The sequence below is a fragment of the Chryseobacterium scophthalmum genome (genome assembly GCF_900143185.1).
In the GTDB taxonomy this organism is placed as follows: domain Bacteria; phylum Bacteroidota; class Bacteroidia; order Flavobacteriales; family Weeksellaceae; genus Chryseobacterium; species Chryseobacterium scophthalmum.
The window spans coordinates 41371-58626 of sequence record NZ_FSRQ01000006.1 but is presented as its reverse complement, the minus strand read 5'-3'; the positions used below and the strand labels follow the sequence as shown (position 1 = coordinate 58626).

The 17256-nt window shown below is 34.4% G+C and carries 16 protein-coding genes; 8 read left to right on the top strand and 8 right to left on the bottom strand.

The genetic code is table 11. The features are described from left to right. Positions 1–188: 188 nt before the first annotated feature. Positions 189–593: a type VI secretion system tube protein TssD gene (gene tssD / locus BUR17_RS19750; RefSeq protein WP_074232213.1), complete on the bottom strand. Its 405-nt coding sequence runs from the start codon at positions 591–593 to the stop codon at positions 189–191. A gap of 299 nt (positions 594–892) precedes the next feature. On the opposite strand from tssD, the gene BUR17_RS19745 reads away from it, so the two are divergent. The 8 genes from BUR17_RS19745 to BUR17_RS19710 all read left to right on the top strand — a co-directional run bounded on the left by BUR17_RS19745 (position 893) and on the right by BUR17_RS19710 (position 7499). Further along, the gene (locus tag BUR17_RS19745) at positions 893–1921 is read left to right on the top strand and encodes a LacI family DNA-binding transcriptional regulator (RefSeq protein ID WP_074232212.1); all 1029 of its coding nucleotides are present in this window, start codon (positions 893–895) and stop codon (positions 1919–1921) included. Between the two features lie 1226 nt (positions 1922–3147). Then, positions 3148–3633, top strand: coding sequence for a hypothetical protein (locus BUR17_RS19740; RefSeq protein ID WP_074232298.1), 486 nt, complete (start codon positions 3148–3150; stop codon positions 3631–3633). Positions 3634–4208: 575 nt separating this feature from the next. After that, positions 4209–4736, top strand: a complete 528-nt coding sequence (locus BUR17_RS19735; RefSeq protein ID WP_074232211.1) for a hypothetical protein — start codon at positions 4209–4211, stop codon at positions 4734–4736. Positions 4737–4917: 181 nt separating this feature from the next. After that, positions 4918–5214, top strand: a complete 297-nt coding sequence (locus BUR17_RS19730; protein WP_074232210.1) for a hypothetical protein — start codon at positions 4918–4920, stop codon at positions 5212–5214. Next, complete coding sequence (locus BUR17_RS19725; protein WP_074232209.1) at positions 5204–5590, top strand: hypothetical protein; 387 nt, start codon at positions 5204–5206, stop codon at positions 5588–5590. Before BUR17_RS19730 ends, BUR17_RS19725 begins: the two co-directional genes overlap by 11 nt. A 237-nt stretch (positions 5591–5827) precedes the next feature. Then, complete coding sequence (locus BUR17_RS19720; RefSeq protein WP_074232208.1) at positions 5828–6349, top strand: hypothetical protein; 522 nt, start codon at positions 5828–5830, stop codon at positions 6347–6349. 126 nt (positions 6350–6475) lie between these two features. After that, positions 6476–7009 (top strand): hypothetical protein, encoded by a 534-nt coding sequence (locus BUR17_RS19715; RefSeq protein WP_074232207.1) that lies wholly within the window; start codon positions 6476–6478, stop codon positions 7007–7009. Positions 7010–7187: 178 nt separating this feature from the next. Beyond that, positions 7188–7499, top strand: a complete 312-nt coding sequence (locus tag BUR17_RS19710) for a putative quinol monooxygenase (RefSeq protein WP_074232206.1) — start codon at positions 7188–7190, stop codon at positions 7497–7499. A 343-nt stretch (positions 7500–7842) separates the two neighbouring features. Here the strand turns inward: BUR17_RS19710 and BUR17_RS19705 are convergent, their stop codons facing one another. The 7 genes from BUR17_RS19705 to BUR17_RS19675 form a co-directional block, all read right to left on the bottom strand. Further along, entirely contained in the window at positions 7843–9459 is a 1617-nt protein-coding gene (locus tag BUR17_RS19705; RefSeq protein ID WP_074232205.1) for a UxaA family hydrolase, read from the bottom strand. A gap of 5 nt (positions 9460–9464) precedes the next feature. After that, positions 9465–10928, bottom strand: a complete 1464-nt coding sequence (locus BUR17_RS19700) for a tagaturonate reductase (RefSeq protein ID WP_074232204.1) — start codon at positions 10926–10928, stop codon at positions 9465–9467. Between the two features lie 302 nt (positions 10929–11230). Further along, positions 11231–12760: an MFS transporter gene (locus tag BUR17_RS19695; RefSeq protein WP_074232203.1), complete on the bottom strand. Its 1530-nt coding sequence runs from the start codon at positions 12758–12760 to the stop codon at positions 11231–11233. Between the two features lie 22 nt (positions 12761–12782). Beyond that, the gene (locus tag BUR17_RS19690) at positions 12783–13442 is read right to left on the bottom strand and encodes a beta/alpha barrel domain-containing protein (protein WP_074232202.1); all 660 of its coding nucleotides are present in this window, start codon (positions 13440–13442) and stop codon (positions 12783–12785) included. 221 nt (positions 13443–13663) lie between these two features. Further along, positions 13664–14668, bottom strand: a complete 1005-nt coding sequence (locus BUR17_RS19685; RefSeq protein WP_074232201.1) for a sugar kinase — start codon at positions 14666–14668, stop codon at positions 13664–13666. A 384-nt stretch (positions 14669–15052) separates the two neighbouring features. Then, positions 15053–16450 carry a glucuronate isomerase gene (uxaC, locus tag BUR17_RS19680; protein WP_074232200.1) on the bottom strand — a complete coding sequence of 466 codons (1398 nt, stop codon included), beginning with the start codon at positions 16448–16450 and terminating at the stop codon, positions 15053–15055. A gap of 18 nt (positions 16451–16468) precedes the next feature. Beyond that, positions 16469–17251, bottom strand: coding sequence for a gluconate 5-dehydrogenase (locus tag BUR17_RS19675; RefSeq protein WP_074232199.1), 783 nt, complete (start codon positions 17249–17251; stop codon positions 16469–16471). Positions 17252–17256 lie beyond the last annotated feature (5 nt).

Sequence of the window (17256 nt, the reverse complement as noted above, 5' to 3'; positions counted from 1 at the left end):
TTTGCTTAATCAATTTAATGGGAATGCAATTAACTTGCCTTATGCATCTTACATTTCGGCAATGCCATTATTCTTTTTAAACCCTTCTTTTTGAAATTAATTTTTTTTCAAAGAAGAATTAGGGCAAAAAAGACCGTCTTTTGAGGACAGTCTTTTATATATTACTATAAATAATAAATCTGCAAATTTTAGCTTGTTGGCCAAATTCCTTCGTAAGCAGAATTACCATAGTTGATTTTCTCAGCACTTACTACAAAGCTGATCAACATTGAGTTTTCGTCTACTGCGTCGAAATCTACTTCATGTTGAATTACATAACCATTTTCCCAGTTTAAAGTAATCAAAGTACCTTCTTCATGAGATTTGTTGAAAGTAATTTCGCCTGAAGTTGGCTTGTATTTTCCGTTTAACAATGACTCAAGGATGTCAGATTTTTCTGTTGCCTCGATTGTTAATTTGATCAATGCATTTGACGGATCTGATGCTACTCTACCTGAAACATCTGTAGATCTTGAAACGCTGTAGTTTAGCTTTAATAATTTTTGACCTTCGCTGCCGTTGAATTTTAAGATTCCTCTTGAATTTGCTGCCATAATAAGTAAATTTTAAATCGTTAGTATTTTTGTGATTTCTATAACCCAAAGATAAATACACCAAAAATATTTTTAAAACTTTTAAACTATTATTTCGAAAATTGTAGTAATTCTACGATTTGATGTAGTAAAACTACGATAGATCTGCAAAGCTTTTAGAAATAGACTGTTCAGTATTATTTAATCAATAATGTATAAAATTATAGCTTCTGCGCTATTGGTATTTATAATTTGATTAAATTTACCACCATTCCATACAAGGAATACGGATGGAAAATTAACGTTAGTCCAGAATACCTATGACAAAGAAAAATGCCACTATTTATGATATTTCAAAGAAGCTAAACGTAAGTGTGGCAACGGTTTCCAGAGCATTGAATGATAATCCGAGAATCAGCCAGGCAACGAAAGATTTGGTGGTTAAAACTGCAAAGGAAATGAACTATAAGCAGAATAACCTTGCCAAAGCTCTAAAAAGTGGGGAAACCAAAAACGTGGGAATCATCGTTCCCTACATTAATACCAACTTTTTCTCATCGGTTATCCGTGGAATTGAAGAAGAACTTTCTCTTCACGGTTATCACGTGATTATCTGCCAAAGTCATGAAGATGTTTTAACGGAAAAAAAACATTTGAACACTTTATTAAATGCTCAGGTTGACGGAATTTTTATGTCTGTTTCCCGTACCACAGTAGACACGGAACATATTCAACAAATTTTAAATACATCCAATACGCCTATTATATTTTTCGATAGAAAGAAAGATATTCCGGGAATTAGTACCGTTACCATTGATGACTATAAAGGCGGTTATATGGCGACAGAACATCTCATTTCCGAAGGGTATAAAAACATCTGTCACTTTGCCGGAGATTTGAATCTTGAGATTTATCAAAACCGTCTAAGTGGTTATAAACAAGCTTTAATTGATCACAAATTTCAGGTAAAAGAAGAAAATATCATTTCTACCGGAAGTTCGATTGAAGCAGGAATTGATGCCATCAAAACTTTATGGAGCAGACCATCCATTCCGGATGCTATATTTTCTTCCAGTGATTTTGCGGCGTTAGGAGCTTGTCAGGAATTAAAGAAGCGTAAGATCAAAATTCCTCAGGAAGTTGCTGTTATCGGCTTCTCCAATGAACCTTTTACCCAGTTTATGGAACTTCCGATGAGCTCAATGGATCAGACTCCTTTGATTATGGGGAATATGGCTGGACAGGTTTTCCTTGATCATATTAAAGATAATTCTTCCGGAGTTTCTATTGAGAAGAAGGTTGTTCTTGCACCGAAGATTTGTGTAAGGAAGTCTTCAAAAAGGAAGTAATTTTTCTTTTATTAATTTTCTTTTGTCTTAAAACAAAAGAAACAAAAGTTCAAGACTTGGAACTGAAAGGCTAAAAATAATCGATACTCTCTAAAAATTCTAAAACTTGCGCGAGTTCATAATTGTTTCTTCAATTCACAATTGATGTCGCGCTTCAAACAGAAGAATTTTCTTAACGTTCGCATCGCTTATTTTCTTAACGCTTTCATTTCCTATGTCGTTTTTACAGTTTAACTAAACAGCATCTTTGGCGTCTCCCGATTTTGTATAATTGCAACGAATTCTTAGAATATAATAAGATTGGGCAGTGACTTATTTTTTTAAATTTCTTTTGTCTTAAAACAAAAATTCAAGACTTGAAACTGAAAGGCTAAAAATAACCGATACTCTCTAAAAATTCTAAAACTTGCGCGAGTTCATAATTGTTTCTTCAATTCACTATTAATGTCGCGCTTCAAACAGAAGAATTTTCTTAACGTTCGCATCGCTTATTTTCTTAACGCTTTCATTTCCCATGTCGTTTTTACAATTAGCAATACAGATCTTTGCCGTCTCCCGATTTTGTATAATTGCAATGAATTCTTAGAATATAATAAGATTGGGGCAGTGACTTATTTTTTTAAATTTCTTTTGTCTTAAAACAAAAATTCAAGACTTGGAACTGAAAGGCTAAAAATAACCGATACTCTCTAAAAATTCTAAAACTTGCGCGAGTTCATAATTGTTTCTTCAATTCACAATTGATGTCGCGCTTCGAACAGAAGAATTTTCTTAACGTTCGCATCGCTTATTTTCTTAACGCTTTCATTTCCTATGTCGCTTTTACAGTTAACTAAACAGCATCTTTGTCATTCTGACGAAGGAAGAATCTCAGCTTTAATTTTATTTTGCTATTAAATACAAATTCAAACAATAGAAATAAAAAGTTGAAAAATTCCCCTCCTCTGGAGGGGTGGCGAAAATTCGTAAGAATTTTTGACGGGGTGGTTTGTTTTTACAAGTAGATTGAAAAATTCTGTTGTAAGTATTTAACCACCCCGTCTTTTTCCTTTCGGAAAAATCCACCCCTCCAAGGGAGGGGAATTTCTGCGGTGAATAAAATTGGTAACTATTTCAGGCATTTAAAATTTTTATTTTCATTTTATTTTTTTTCCCACCTTAGTGATTCCTCAAAATAAAAACACACGATTTTATATACATAGTATTAACCTTTAAAATCAAAAATGATGGGATTAACAAATTTGAACTCCACCCATTTGAGCAGTGCAAAGATCACTGCTGCACAGGATGCCATCGCGGCATTGGAAACAGCTCTTGCTGAAATCACAATCAACCTTTCACCTGAAGACCGCAGACGTTACGGAAGCATCAATGAGCAAAACAAACTGTTTGTAAACAAAGTCTACGACTACAATCAGAACCAGTCTAACCTGAGTTCTCCCGAAGTAGATTGGGACGAATTCAACAAAGACCACAGCTCCCGAAATAGTATGGAGGGAATGATTAACAGACTTGAAAGCCTGATCACAAGACTGAATAATGCCAAAACGTTACATGATTACGACAATTATCAGTCGGCGTTGGCTGATTATTCATACACCACCTACAAAGCAGGTACAGCATCACCGGGATTTGAAAACAAATACATAGATCTGAAACAGTTTTTTGTGAAAAATTCGACTTCTACAGCTCCAACCGAGGAGACAAAGTAAAACAACGATAACTAACCACCCCTTCAATGATATGGAGGGGTATTTTTATGCTTTTAACTGGTCTTTTAAATATTTTGACAGGTTCTTTAATGATCGGAACACGTTGTTTATTATTCTCAATACGTTTAACATAGCTTCGGACAGCTTATTTAATCATCTTGGGAGGTTCTTTGATGGTCGCTCGGTATGATGTACCGCTTCAGATACGTTCATGAAATCTCCGGAGCGGTTGTTTATCTATTCCTACTTATCTTTTACTTGTCGGGATAGGTTGCATGACTTAGACAGATGGTTACATTACGCCATCGGAGATATCAACAACCTCGCAGGACTTCTGATGAACGTATCCGGATAGGTTGTGCAACGTATCTAAAACAATACAAAACGTATTAGGACTTTTCAGGAACGTATCAAAATAGCTTTAGAACGTGTCGGTTGAGGGTTTGAAATACGTAGAGATGATTTTTATTTTTAATAAAAATTAAAATTTGCTATCGCTGTTTATTTCATTATTTTTAACAAAATTATAGTTTGGATTGGCGCAATGCGTAAAGCCAAATGTTTGCTGCAATTTTATGAAAATCCTTGTAAACAATAAAGAACTTGAATTTAATCAAGAAAGCTCAAAAAATTGGAGCGCAACATATACACTGAATGAATTAACATTGTATTTTTCATTTGATGAAAATATTTTTAATGATTCCTTTGAAAATGAAATTAAAATAGAGTGGAAACTAATTGAAAAATTTGTTAGTCATATATTTGAAAATATTGATTTAATCCAAATTCAAGGTTCGGAATTATTACAAGTATTAAGATCTACAACACTATTTCAAGATGAGCAATCAACAAATAACGGATATTTTGAAGTTGATAGTTTTTATTTAAGAGATTTCGTGAAAAATATTATTAGAAATAATATAAATGATGATAATTATATTAAATACAATTTTATTTATGATGTTGATTTTTTTTATGAACATATTGATACATATTTATCACAAAATCACTATTCATACACTGCAAAATTCAGTAATCATCAAGGTATTTGTATAATTGGAGTATCAAATGATATTTGGAGTTATTATAAAAAAGATGAATAAAACTGCAGCTAACAAGGGTTTTGCAATAGTGGGGCGAAACTGCAAAGCTCAATGGTAGTTCTTCGATTGGATTTTTGTACAAAATTGAACATTTGTGCTTCGATTGCCCCACCATCACAAAGCCCCGAAACGTTAGCTGCAAGGCTAAACAGACCTTACGTCAATTAAGACACGAACTAAAATGAATAATTCAAGACTGTATGTAGACTTTAACGAACTTATCGAAAGTGATTTAGTTCTTCTTTCTCAGCAAGACATTAAACTGGACTATGAGGGAAAGGAAGTTTTACTTTTTCAAGGTAAACACGTCGATATTTACATGGACGATACTGACGAAAATGGTATTAATGACAATTTAGTTGCTAGCGGAACAGTAGAGTTAAACGAAACAGGATTATTTCCAATATGCAAATGGAATTGTAGAATAAATGCAAATGGTATTCAACACGAAAGCGAATTGTCAGATAATGAAAAATAAGTTGAGAAGAATAACTATTGAAGATTTAGTGTACCTGTATTCAGTTACAGATAAATATCATTTAGGAACTGAGACCAATACGCTGACTGTAAAAGTATTTTTAGAAGGACGAAAACAGACACCATTAATAATAGAATTTCTAACGCTTGACCACTACCATATGGGACAAATTTTAAAATCAGGCGTAGAATTGACAAACACAATAAAGAATACAAATGACAAAATTAACATTAATGAACCAAAATATATTAAAGAATTGATTTTGCAAGGACGAAAAAACGGATGGGTAGGAACAAACAAAATGGAAAACCAAAATGGATTGAAATATTTAACGGAGCTAGGCTATGAAACAGACATTTTGTTGCCGAAGAATTAGAGATAAAAATAAGCATCTAAAAAACTTACCTACAAAAGACCATCAATTAACAAAGGTTTTGCAATAGTGGGGGCGAAACTGCAAAGTTCAAAAGTATTTCTTCAGTTGAACTTTTGTGCAAAATTGAAGGTTTGTGCTTCAATTTCCCCGCCATCACAAAGCCACAAAACGTTAGCTATAATTTTACCAATAACCATCTGCTAAAAGGCGACAAATCATTTATTGAACTTAAACGAAATGAAAATTTTAAATAACTGTAACAAATTATTCTACTTAAAATCAGCTAATGTAATTGGTGGACAAAACATTTTTCTCTTTTTTAGACAAGCAGATAAATATAGTTTACGAAATACCATAGAAAATCAATATGATTACATCAATGTATCATTGATTTTATGGATGGAAAACTCTAATGATGCAAACAAAGAATGCTTGAAGATCAAAGAATATTTTTTGGACAAAACAATATCAATAGACACAATAAATGAGAAAGAAATTGAATTTATTGGAGACTATGATTATCGAATTAAAGTAAAAAAATATGATGAGGATTCTATAGACCAATTTACAGAAGATTGGATTGACAGATATTTATTTGCAACAAAGTTTGCTTATGAGCAAATAGCAATAGGTGGAAATTATTACAACCTGCTTAAAGAAATAGTAGATATTACAAAATCTTCTAAAGACCAAATAGCAAAAAATATTATGGACAAAGTGAGTTATTTTGAGCAAGAACATAAAATTAAATTTGAATAAAAACTACCGCTAACAAGGGTTTGTAATAGTTGGGCGAAACAGCAAAGGTCAACATTTGCACTTCGATTGCCGTCACGTCGCCAAACCGTAAACCGTTATCTGAAATTTCACAAAAACTCTCGACAAATGAAATATTTTTTATTTTTATTCACCAGCATTACATCATATTCTCAAGAAAAAGCAGATATTTTCATAAAAAACTTAAAAAATGATTACTTAGAAATCACAATTAAAAACTTTAATTTAAATTCAGAATTTTTCTGGGAAAACGAATTTAAACACAATTATGACTTCTATCTTTATGAAGATTATGAAAAAACAGAAGAATTAAATAAGTTTAATGAAAATAAATTTTATATATTGATCCAATACTATAAGAAAAAACCAAAATTAAATTTCTATTCAATTTCAAATGAAGTTTTTGAATATACCAATGCTTATCAAAATATTGAATCTTTTTCCAATAATACTTTTAAACTTCCATTAGAACAATATACAGCATCTTATAATTATGAAAATTATCATAAAATAGGGACTAGATTTTTCAATTATATTGAATTACAAAAAAATGCAAATTATAATGTTAAAGTTTATTATAAATATAGAGTAAACAATAAGCAAAAAATTCTTATATCCAATTCAATAAATATTGAAACTTGATATCGTTCAAATAAGAACGGCAGCTAACATAGGTTTTGCAAAATACGGAACTGAACGGCTTCGATTGTGTATTTGTGCAAGTTTCAACTTTCGTACTTCAAAACCAAACTAAGAGTAACCGCAACAACAAGCAATTAGAAAACTACAAATAAAACTTTAAAATTAACCACAAATTAACATGGCAAACCAATATTTACTTCACGGAAAATTAACAGCAAAAGCAGGACAAAGAAATGAACTTGCAAATATCTTATTGAAAGCATCTGAATTGGTATCAACTGCAAAAGGCTGTAAATTATATGCTATCAGTAAGGACGAAAATGATACAAATGCTGTTTACGTTACAGAAATTTGGGATAGCAAAGAAGACCACGACAACTCATTAAAAGTTGAAGAAGTAAGAGAATTAATAATGTCTGCAATGCCAATATTAGACGGACAACCAACAAAAGGGCAAGAACTTGAAATTTTAGGAGGAGCCAAAATATAAAAACCTTCCAGCCGCTAAAGATCCAATGATAAAAAGGGATGAGATTCAATTTCTTGAAAAATATAATACCGCACCTTTAAAATTTCACTTTTCAAGAATTTAAAAATCATCTTTTCAATAACAATTTTTTTTAACTTCTATAAATTTAGGCTGAAGCCAATTCTCATACTTCACAGAAAAACGGGCTAAAGCCCGTTTCTGTTGATACCATCATTCTGCTTATTCGTGAAAACATTTGTGTCATTAGTGTTTAAAAAAACTATAAATAAACCAAAAAAAAGAAAATGCTCTCTACACGATGTAGAAAGCATTTTCAACCCTAATATTTAATATAATTAACCCATTACAGAGAGACACCTCGTCTCCATGGAATGAAATCATTCTGATTAAGAACGTCCGCTTTGGTTTTTACTTCACCGCTGGCTACGTTGATGATGAGTTCCAGAAGTTCGTCTGCAGCTTCGGGAATTGTTTTATCTCCGCTAATCACCGTTCCTGCATTAAAATCGATAATATCTGACATTTTTTCAGCCAAAACAGTGTTTGAAGAGATCTTTACTACCGGAGAAATAGGATTTCCCATCGGTGTTCCAAGACCTGTTGTGAAAAGAACTACTGTTGCACCTGAACCGACTAAAGCGGTTGTACATTCGGCATCATTTCCTGGTGTACACAAAAGGTTTAATCCCGGTTTTGTAGCATATTCTGTAAAGTCGAGAACTTCTACAATTGGTGCAGCTCCACCTTTTTTTGCAGCTCCTGCAGATTTCATTGCATCGGTAATTAAACCGTCTTTGATGTTTCCGGGAGATGGATTCATATCAAAACCTGATCCTGCTGCAACCACAGAGGCTTCAAAATCTTTCATCAGTTTCAGGAACTTTACACCGTCTTCATCGTTGATGCAACGGTTGACCAATTCTTGCTCTACTCCACACAATTCAGGAAATTCTGCAAGCATCGTTGTTCCGCCAACTGCTGCCATAATATCAGAAACTTCGCCCAAAACAGGGTTTGCAGAAATTCCCGAAAAACCGTCTGAACCACCACATTCCAAACCGATGTTCAGTTTGGTGATGGAGGCTGGTTTTCTTTCGATATTATTAGCTTGTTTAATGCCTTCGTATGAATCTTTGATAACGCCAGTCAGCATTTCATCGATAGTTCCTGATTTTTGTTGCTCGTAAACGACGATTGGTTTTTTATTATTCGGAGCTAAAGCGTGCAGTTCATCCATAAAAATCTGCACCTGAAGATTTTGACAACCTAAACTGAGAACCGTAGCTCCTGCAACATTCGGGTTGTTGACATATCCTGCGAACAGTCTTCCCAATGCTTCAGCATCCTGACGAATTCCGCCACAACCACCTTGATGTGTGATGAATCTTACATCGATATTTTTAAATATTCTTGTATCATCTTCTTTTTCTTCCTCAACAATATCAGTCGCTCCGCCATTTAATAATGATCTTAATAACAATTGATGTTTGCTGGCTTTGTCATGAAGTAATTCTTTTTCAAAAATATCTTTTAGTGTTTCAATATTTTTGTTTTCACAGAATACCAATGGGAAAAATAACCAAACGTTTTCTGTTCCTACTTGTCCGTCTTCACGGTGATATCCGTTGAAAGTACGGTCTTTCCATTTGTCTACATTGGGTGGATTCCAGCCCAGAGTTTCTGTTTTACCAATCACTTTTGCACTTTGGTGCTTTACGTTTTCGGTGGTAATGACTTCGCCCTGTCTGATTGATTGGTTGGCTTTTCCAACGATTACGCCATACATCAAAATATGGTCGCCATCCTCAAAATCTACGGCAGCGAATTTATGTTTTGCTTTAATATCTTTAAGAATCGTATAATCTGTACCGTCTAGATGCACCGATTCTCCGGCAGGCAAATCCATCAACGCTACAATAACGTTGTCTTTGGGATTTACTTTCAGTACTTTCTTTTGCATGATTTTTAAGAATAAAATTGAATAAAGTTTTTGTACGCAGTTTCCATGTCATTGTGGTCGATTTCGTACAATGCTTTTGCTACTGCAGTTTTCAGACCTTCAACTTGTGTAAGGTCGGTATCCCAGAACAGTTTTTCGCTCAACGAAAGTTCTGAAACTACTTCGTAATCTTCGTTTTTCCAGATTTCCTTGAATCTGTTTATGATTGCTTCTTCGTCATTCAGAGGAAGAGACTTTTCACCAAAACTTCCCTGATAGAATCTGATTAAACTTGCCAGAGAGAACGTTAAGTTCAACGGAAGTTTGTTATTTCTTTCAACATAAGTCAACAAACTCGGAACCACTCTTACTTTAAATTTAGAAACAAAATATAAAGCAATACTCGCCAAATGATGCTTGATGAAAGGATTTCTGAATCTGTCAGACACTTCTTCCGCAAATTCTTTCAACTCAGTTTCATCTAAACCTAAAGTTTGATTCACTTCATTAAAAATAGATTCGCTTAAAAAAGTTCCGATAAACTGGTCGTCGATTGCTTCTTTTACGATTTCTTTTCCTGCTAAAATTGCCGGAGCCAACATCAATGTGTGTCCGCCATTGAGAATTCTTACTTTTCTTAAACGGTACGGTTGAATATCATCTACGACCAAAATCTGTTCATTGATTTTGTTGAAAGGAATTCTCTGTTTTAAATCTTCACCTCCCTGAATCACCCATAAAAGGAATGTTTCAGAAACCACCATCATCGGATCTTCATAATCCAACTGGTCTTCATAAGTTGCCGCATCATCTTTCGGATATCCCGGAACGATTCTGTCTACCAACGTATTGTGGAAATGATTGCTTTGTTCAATCCATTGCGCAAAACCCTCTTCTAAATTCCAAAGTTGGGCATATTTTAAGATAATTCCTTTTAAAACAATTGCATTTTCTTCGATCAGTTCGCAAGGAATAATTCTTAATCCTTTGTCTGCTGCTCCATTGAAATGCTTGTATCTTTCGTGCAGTAAAACCGCTACTTTCGCAGGGAAATTTTTATGCGGACCTTCGTAAGAAGTTTCTGTTTCATCATAAGCGATTCCTGTTTCGGTCGTATTAGAAAATACAAATTCAAGCTCTTCTTCTTTCGCTAATTCTAAAAAACTGTTGTAATCTGCATAAGGATTAATCGACTTTTGAATCGATGAAATCACGCATTTTTCATCGATGATTTCTCCTTTTTTAATTCCTCTTGAAAATAAAGTGTACAAATTCCCCTGTTCTTCAAGCTTGTGAACCGAACCATTTGGTGTAGGCTGAATGTTGACAATTCCTGCATTGAAATCTGCCTCTTTATTTAATTTATCAATTACATAGTCTGTAAATCCGCGCATGAAGTTTCCTCCACCGAATTGAACTATTTTAATAGGAAGTTTTGTATCTATTCCGCTGTTTTGGCGGTTTAATTTTTGTTTTGTCTGATTTTCCATTTTTCTAATTTGAATTAAATGATGTTTTTAATTCTTTTTAATCTCCAAGCTGAATGCTTTTTTAACGCAAAGTCCGCAAAGATTTTTTTAATGCTTGATGTATATTTTTAAGTTCGCAAAGGCGTTTGACTAGGTCGAATCTTCGATTTCACTTAGCTAAGAACTCAAAGTTTTTATTTGAACCATTAAGATTTATTAAGGAGTTAAGGTTATTTAAGAGAAATAAATTTCTTAAGCTTGCACTTCAATTTGCCTGCTGATTCTTAACTTCTTAATTCTACTTAATGATTTAAATTTTATTTCTATTTACTGATCACTTTATACTTAGGAACCAACATTTTCATAACTGTCCATGCGATTAGATAAGCAACTGCACAAACTGAGAAAATAATCATGTATCCTTTATCAATTCCATCTGAAACAACTGCGCCTGATTTTTCTAATTGTTCGAAGAATCCATCAGGTAATCTTTCATTGATATATTGAGGATATTTTTCCAATAAAGGTACTCCATCAACGGTTGACCAAGCTTTATGTGCATGATCGAACAATAATCCTGAAGATTTATTAATGATGAATGAACCGATTCCGCCTGCCATTCCACCAATTCCTGTGATGGTTGCGATGGCTTTTTTCGGGAACATATCGCCGACTGTAGAGAAAATATTTGCCGACCAAGCTTGGTGCGCTGCTCCTGCAACACCGATAATTAATACCGGAATCCAATATGTTGCTGAACCTAAAGGTTGTGCTAAAAGCGCTAACAAAGGGAAAAATGCGAAAATTAACATCGCTTTCATTCTTCCATTATACGCATTCATTCCTTTCTTTTCAACAAAATATTTTGGAAGCCATCCTCCGATAATTGACAGTAAAGTAATCATATACAATACAAATAACGGCAATGCACTTTGTGTAGAATCCATTCCATACACAGAACTTAAATATGCCGGAGTCCAGAATAAAAAGAACCACCAAACACCGTCTGTCATGAATTTCCCGAATGCAAAAGCCCAAGTCTGTCTGTAGCTGAAACATTCTCTGAACGTGAATACTTTTTCCGGAACTGAAGTGTCTTCATTAGGAAGATCATCCTGATCCTGATTGATATAAGTAAGCTCATGTTCGTTAACTCTCTTGTGTAAATGAGGCTTTTTATAAACAAATACCCACAGTCCCATCCAAACAAAACCTAAAGCTCCGATGATGATAAACGCCCATTCCCAACCCATCGATTTTGCAATAAAGGGAATCGTAACCGGTGCTGCCAAAGCTCCCACCGTTGCTCCTGCATTCCAGATACTTGTAGAAAATGCTCTGTCTTTTTTAGGAAAATATTCTGCTGTCGTCTTAATCGCTGCCGGAAAATTCCCTGCTTCACCAATTGCCAAAACGAAACGTGCAAAAATGAATAAAGTAACACTTGTACTGATTACCGCAGAAACGCTTCCTACATTTCCGATGATTTCTTTAGATTCGTAAAAACCTACAAACCAGCTTCCGGTAAGGATTCCTGAAGTTGCAATTCCACAGAATGCATGTAATACTGCACCAATAGACCAAACTCCGATTGCCCAAAGGAAACCTTTTTTGGTATCCATCCAATCGACAAACTTTCCTGCGAAAAGCATTCCTACAGCATAAAATATTGAAAATAATGCCGTGATGTTTCCGTAATCGTTGTTATTCCAATGAAATTCCGGTGCGATAAAATCTTTCCACGTCAATGATAAAACCTGACGATCCAAATAATTAATCGTGGTTGCAAGAAATAACAGCAAACATATTGTCCACCTGTATTGTGTCGGTTTAAGAGATTTAACTGAACTCATATTAGTTTTTAGAATTTAGTTATTATTTTAAAGTTTGGATGATATCCAATACTTTCTTAGTTTCACTTTCTATCGTTGCATAGTCTTTCGCAAGCATCAATTCTTTGCTTACGAGTTTGCTTCCCATTCCTACAGCAGAAACTCCAGCTTTAAACCAGGTTTCGATACTTTCTTTTGTGGTATCTACTCCACCTGTCGGCATAAATTTTAGATTTGGGAACACGTCTTTAATTGCACTCATAAATCCTGCACCTAACGCGTTTCCGGGAAATAATTTAATAAAAGTTACGCCTGCAGTTTCGGCTGCGATAATTTCTGTCGGAGTCATACAACCCGGGCTATACAGCAAAACTTTTGGAATTAAAAATGCTGCAACTTCCGCCACAAAACCTGGACTGATAAAGAAATCTGCACCCGCTTTATAATATTCTTCGGCCTGCTTTACATTCTTAATAGTACCGATTCCCAGAAGCATTTCAGGCATTTCTGCATTACGAACTTCTACCATTTTTGTGAAATTACTCAACGCAGCTTCTCCACGACTCGTATATTCTACCGCACGAATTCCTGCTTTGTAAAGTGATCTCAATATTTCTAAAGTTACCGTTTCATCAGCATTATAATACAAAGGCAAAGCTCCCTGATTAATGATGGTGTTTGTAACTAATTGAATTTTTGTCATTTTGTTTAATTATTTTGTTTGAAAATAATCTTTGATGGCGGTTTATCCATCCTTTAGTATGCTGTATTTGCCAGACTTTCGTTTTTAATGCAAAGGGCGCAAAGATTTTCTTTTTAAAACTTGATGTATATTTTTAAGTTCGCAAAGGCGTTTCACTTAAATAAGATAATAAAGGTTTTTAATTTTAAGCAAGTTGTTATAAACTATCAACTAACAACGATCTATCTCTTAATTCTTCCTCCGGAATTTCCGTTCATTACTTCTTCAATATTTTCTGCGCTGCAATAATTGATATCGCCTAAAATAGTGTGTTTTATAGCACAAGCTGCGTTGGCAAATTTCAATGCTTTTTCGTCATCGAAATTTAATAATCCATAAATTAAACCTGCTGCAAAAGCGTCTCCCGTTCCGATTCTATCAACTACAGGATTTACTTCTAAAAGTTCCGTTTCAAAATAATTTCCATTGACTAAAGCTCTCCCCTGCGTTTGCTGAGAACTTGCTGTAACCCCAATTCTTATTTTGTCGAAAATTTTATGAATAGAAGGACATTGTTTTTTTAATTCTTCACAAGCTTCCATAAACCCTTGTTGGTCTGATGAAAATTGAGTTGCAAGAATTTCATTAATTTCATTGACTCCACCGATGAAAATCGTTGAGTAAGAAACTAATTCTTTTAAAACTTCGTTTCCGTTTTTACCATATTTCCAAAGATTGGAACGGTAAGCAGGATCTGTAGTCACTTCAATTCCCATTTCAAGAGCCGTCAACAAACCTTCTTTCAAAGTTTCGTAAGCACCTTCTGAAATTCCGGGACTGATGCCCGTCCAGTGAAAATATTTACAACCTTCTAAAGCTTTTTTCCAGTCAACCTGTTCTGGTTTGATGTTGGCAAAAGAACCGTTCAACCTGTTGTAAGCAATTCTGCTCGCACGAACCGATGAACCAACTTCAAGAAAATATAATCCCAAAGGATGTTCATTTTTATTAATGAAAGATGTATTGATCCCAAAACTTTTGATGAAAGACAATGCAGATTCTCCCACAAAATCGTCAGAAACATTGCTGATGTGCGTTACTTCGCACCCCATTGTTGCCAATGAAGAAGCTACGTTGAGCTCGGTTCCGCCGAAGAAAAATTCCATTTCGTGGCTCTGTCTCATCGTTTTGTTTCCGGGGGGTGAAAGTCTCATGATGATTTCACCGAAAGTAAGTATTTTGCCCATAAGTTTTAATTAACTTCTTTATTTAACCACAAAAGGCACAAAAGATTTTGATACTTAAGTAATTTGAAGTTTAAATTATTGAAAATAAAAAGAACACGTAAGTTAAAAATCAGAGATTTTTTTAATGTTAATCTTTTAAAATTCTAATTAAATATTGAGCCATTAAGATTTATTTAAGGAGTTTAGAATAGTTAAGACAAGCGTGGCTTTAAATAGTCTGCTTAATAAAATCTAAGATTTCAAGCTTAAAAGAACTTAACTTCTTAATTCTACTTAATGGTTTAAAAAATATTTTTTATTTCTCGCAGATTGAGCAAATTTTGCAGATTTAAAAATGATCTGCGTAATCAGCTCAATCTGCGAGAGATTTAATTTTATTTGAATTTAAAAATCGAAATAATTTTTAGCATTATGATAACAGATATCGGAAATAGTTTTTCCAATCAGTTCCATATCATCCGGCAATTCTCCGTTTTTCATTTCTTCACCGAATAAGTTACAAAGAACTCTTCTGAAATATTCATGTCTTGGGAAAGAAAGAAAACTTCTTGAATCCGTTAACATTCCAACGAAACAGCTAATTAATCCCATGTTTGAAAGGGCATTTATCTGCTTAATCATCCCGTCTTTCTGATCCAAAAACCACCATCCTGAACCGAACTGTACTTTTCCTTTAATACTGCCGTCATTAAAATTTCCGATCATTGTTGCGAAAATCTCGTTGTCGGCAGGATTTAAGTTATATAGAATAGTTTTGGTGAGTTTATCTTTTCCGTCTAAAGTGTTTAATAATTTAGATAAAGTTTCAGCCTGAACGAAATCGCCAATAGAATCCCATCCTGTATCAGGACCCAAAATTCTGTGCATTCTTTCATTATTGTTTCTCAAAGCTCCCAAGTGGAACTGCTGAACCCATCCAAATTTGTGATACGTTTCGCCCAAAAACAACAAAATGGCGGTTTTGAACTGATTTACCTGCTTTTCAGCAATTACTTTTCCTGAAATTTTATCATTAAAAATAGCACTTATTTCTGCATCTGAAGCTTCTTCGAAAGAAATATTGTTCAATCCGTGGTCGCACAATCTGCATCCGTTTTCATGGAAATATTCGATTCTTTTTGTTAAAGCATCGCACAAAGTCTGGTAAGAATTGATTTCAATTCCTGCCGATTCGCCTAATTTAGAAATATAATCTGCGAAATTGTGGTTTTCAATAAGAATAGCTTTATCTGGACGGAAAGCTGTACTTACTTTAATGGAGAAATCGCTTTTCGCCAGATCCTGATGATAATTTAAAATATCAGTCGGATCTTCCGTTGTACAAAGAGATTCTACATTCATCATTTTCAACAAACCTCTTGTCGATTTTTCAGGAGTCTGAAGCTGAGAAGTGATATTTTCATAAATTTCTGAAGCATTGTTTTCATTCAACAATTCATCAATTCCGAAATAACGCTTTAATTCTAAATGCGTCCAGTGATACAAAGGGTTTCTTAAAGTATAAGGAACAGTTTTTGCCCAAGCTTCAAACTTTTCTTTGTCTGAAGCGTCACCTGTGATAAACTTTTCGTTTACCCCCATGGTACGCATCGCTCTCCATTTGTAATGGTCACCTGCAATCCAAACCTTTGAAATATTTTCGAAAACTGTATCTTCTGCAATATCTTTAGGAATTAAATGGTTGTGATAATCAATAATAGGCTGTTTTTCAGCAAAATTGAAGTATAGCTCTTCAGCGTATTTATTTTGTAATAAAAAGTTATCTGTAATAAAAGATTTCATTTCTGTAAAATTCTTGTGTTACTCATTAGCAGGTTTCCCGATGGTCGCCAAAATTCCTCCATCAACGTAAATAATTTGTCCGTTGATAAATTTGCTTGCGTCAGAAGCTAAGAAAATAGCTGTTCCTGCAAGATCTTCCGGATTTCCCCATCTTCCTTCTGGAGTTCTGCTGATGATAAAATCGTTAAACGGATGACCGTCTACTCTGATTGGTTCTGTTTGAGATGTTGCAAAATATCCGGGTCCGATTCCGTTTACCTGAATGTTGTGTTTTGCCCATTCTGTTGCTAAATTTTTGGTAAGCATTTTCAGTCCGCCTTTTGCAGAAGCGTACGCTACTACATTGTCACGACCAAGCTCACTCATCATAGAGCAAATATTAATGATTTTACCAGATTTTCTTTTGATCATATGTTTTCCAACTAATTTGGACATGATGAAAGGGCCGGTAAGATCTACATCGATTACTTTTCTAAAGTCTTCAACATCCATCTCAATTGCGGGAATACGCTTGATGATTCCTGCATTGTTGACCAAGATGTCTATTTTCCCATGAGTAGCTTCCATAAGAGCTACCTTCTGAGCTGCCTCACGTTCGTCTGTTACATCAAAAAGATAGCCTGTAGCGCTATACCCTTTACTGTGGTAATAATCTAAAGCTTCATCTAATTTTGATGGAGTTGTACTTGTGATTGCCAGTTCAGCACCTGCAGCAGCAAGACCTTCGGCCATTGCCATTCCTAATCCGTGAGTTCCGCCTGTAACAACGGCAACTTTACCGGATAAATCGAATAAATTCATGTAGA

Coding starts and splice junctions, on each gene's coding strand:
- tssD (WP_074232213.1), bottom strand. CDS start 593: ATGGCAGCAAATTCAAGAGGAATCTTAAAATTCAACGGCAGCGAAGGT.
- BUR17_RS19745 (WP_074232212.1), top strand. CDS start 893: ATGACAAAGAAAAATGCCACTATTTATGATATTTCAAAGAAGCTAAAC.
- BUR17_RS19740 (WP_074232298.1), top strand. CDS start 3,148: ATGGGATTAACAAATTTGAACTCCACCCATTTGAGCAGTGCAAAGATC.
- BUR17_RS19735 (WP_074232211.1), top strand. CDS start 4,209: ATGAAAATCCTTGTAAACAATAAAGAACTTGAATTTAATCAAGAAAGC.
- BUR17_RS19730 (WP_074232210.1), top strand. CDS start 4,918: ATGAATAATTCAAGACTGTATGTAGACTTTAACGAACTTATCGAAAGT.
- BUR17_RS19725 (WP_074232209.1), top strand. CDS start 5,204: ATGAAAAATAAGTTGAGAAGAATAACTATTGAAGATTTAGTGTACCTG.
- BUR17_RS19720 (WP_074232208.1), top strand. CDS start 5,828: ATGAAAATTTTAAATAACTGTAACAAATTATTCTACTTAAAATCAGCT.
- BUR17_RS19715 (WP_074232207.1), top strand. CDS start 6,476: ATGAAATATTTTTTATTTTTATTCACCAGCATTACATCATATTCTCAA.
- BUR17_RS19710 (WP_074232206.1), top strand. CDS start 7,188: ATGGCAAACCAATATTTACTTCACGGAAAATTAACAGCAAAAGCAGGA.
- BUR17_RS19705 (WP_074232205.1), bottom strand. CDS start 9,459: ATGCAAAAGAAAGTACTGAAAGTAAATCCCAAAGACAACGTTATTGTA.
- BUR17_RS19700 (WP_074232204.1), bottom strand. CDS start 10,928: ATGGAAAATCAGACAAAACAAAAATTAAACCGCCAAAACAGCGGAATA.
- BUR17_RS19695 (WP_074232203.1), bottom strand. CDS start 12,760: ATGAGTTCAGTTAAATCTCTTAAACCGACACAATACAGGTGGACAATA.
- BUR17_RS19690 (WP_074232202.1), bottom strand. CDS start 13,442: ATGACAAAAATTCAATTAGTTACAAACACCATCATTAATCAGGGAGCT.
- BUR17_RS19685 (WP_074232201.1), bottom strand. CDS start 14,668: ATGGGCAAAATACTTACTTTCGGTGAAATCATCATGAGACTTTCACCC.
- uxaC (WP_074232200.1), bottom strand. CDS start 16,450: ATGAAATCTTTTATTACAGATAACTTTTTATTACAAAATAAATACGCT.
- BUR17_RS19675 (WP_074232199.1), bottom strand. CDS start 17,251: ATGAATTTATTCGATTTATCCGGTAAAGTTGCCGTTGTTACAGGCGGA.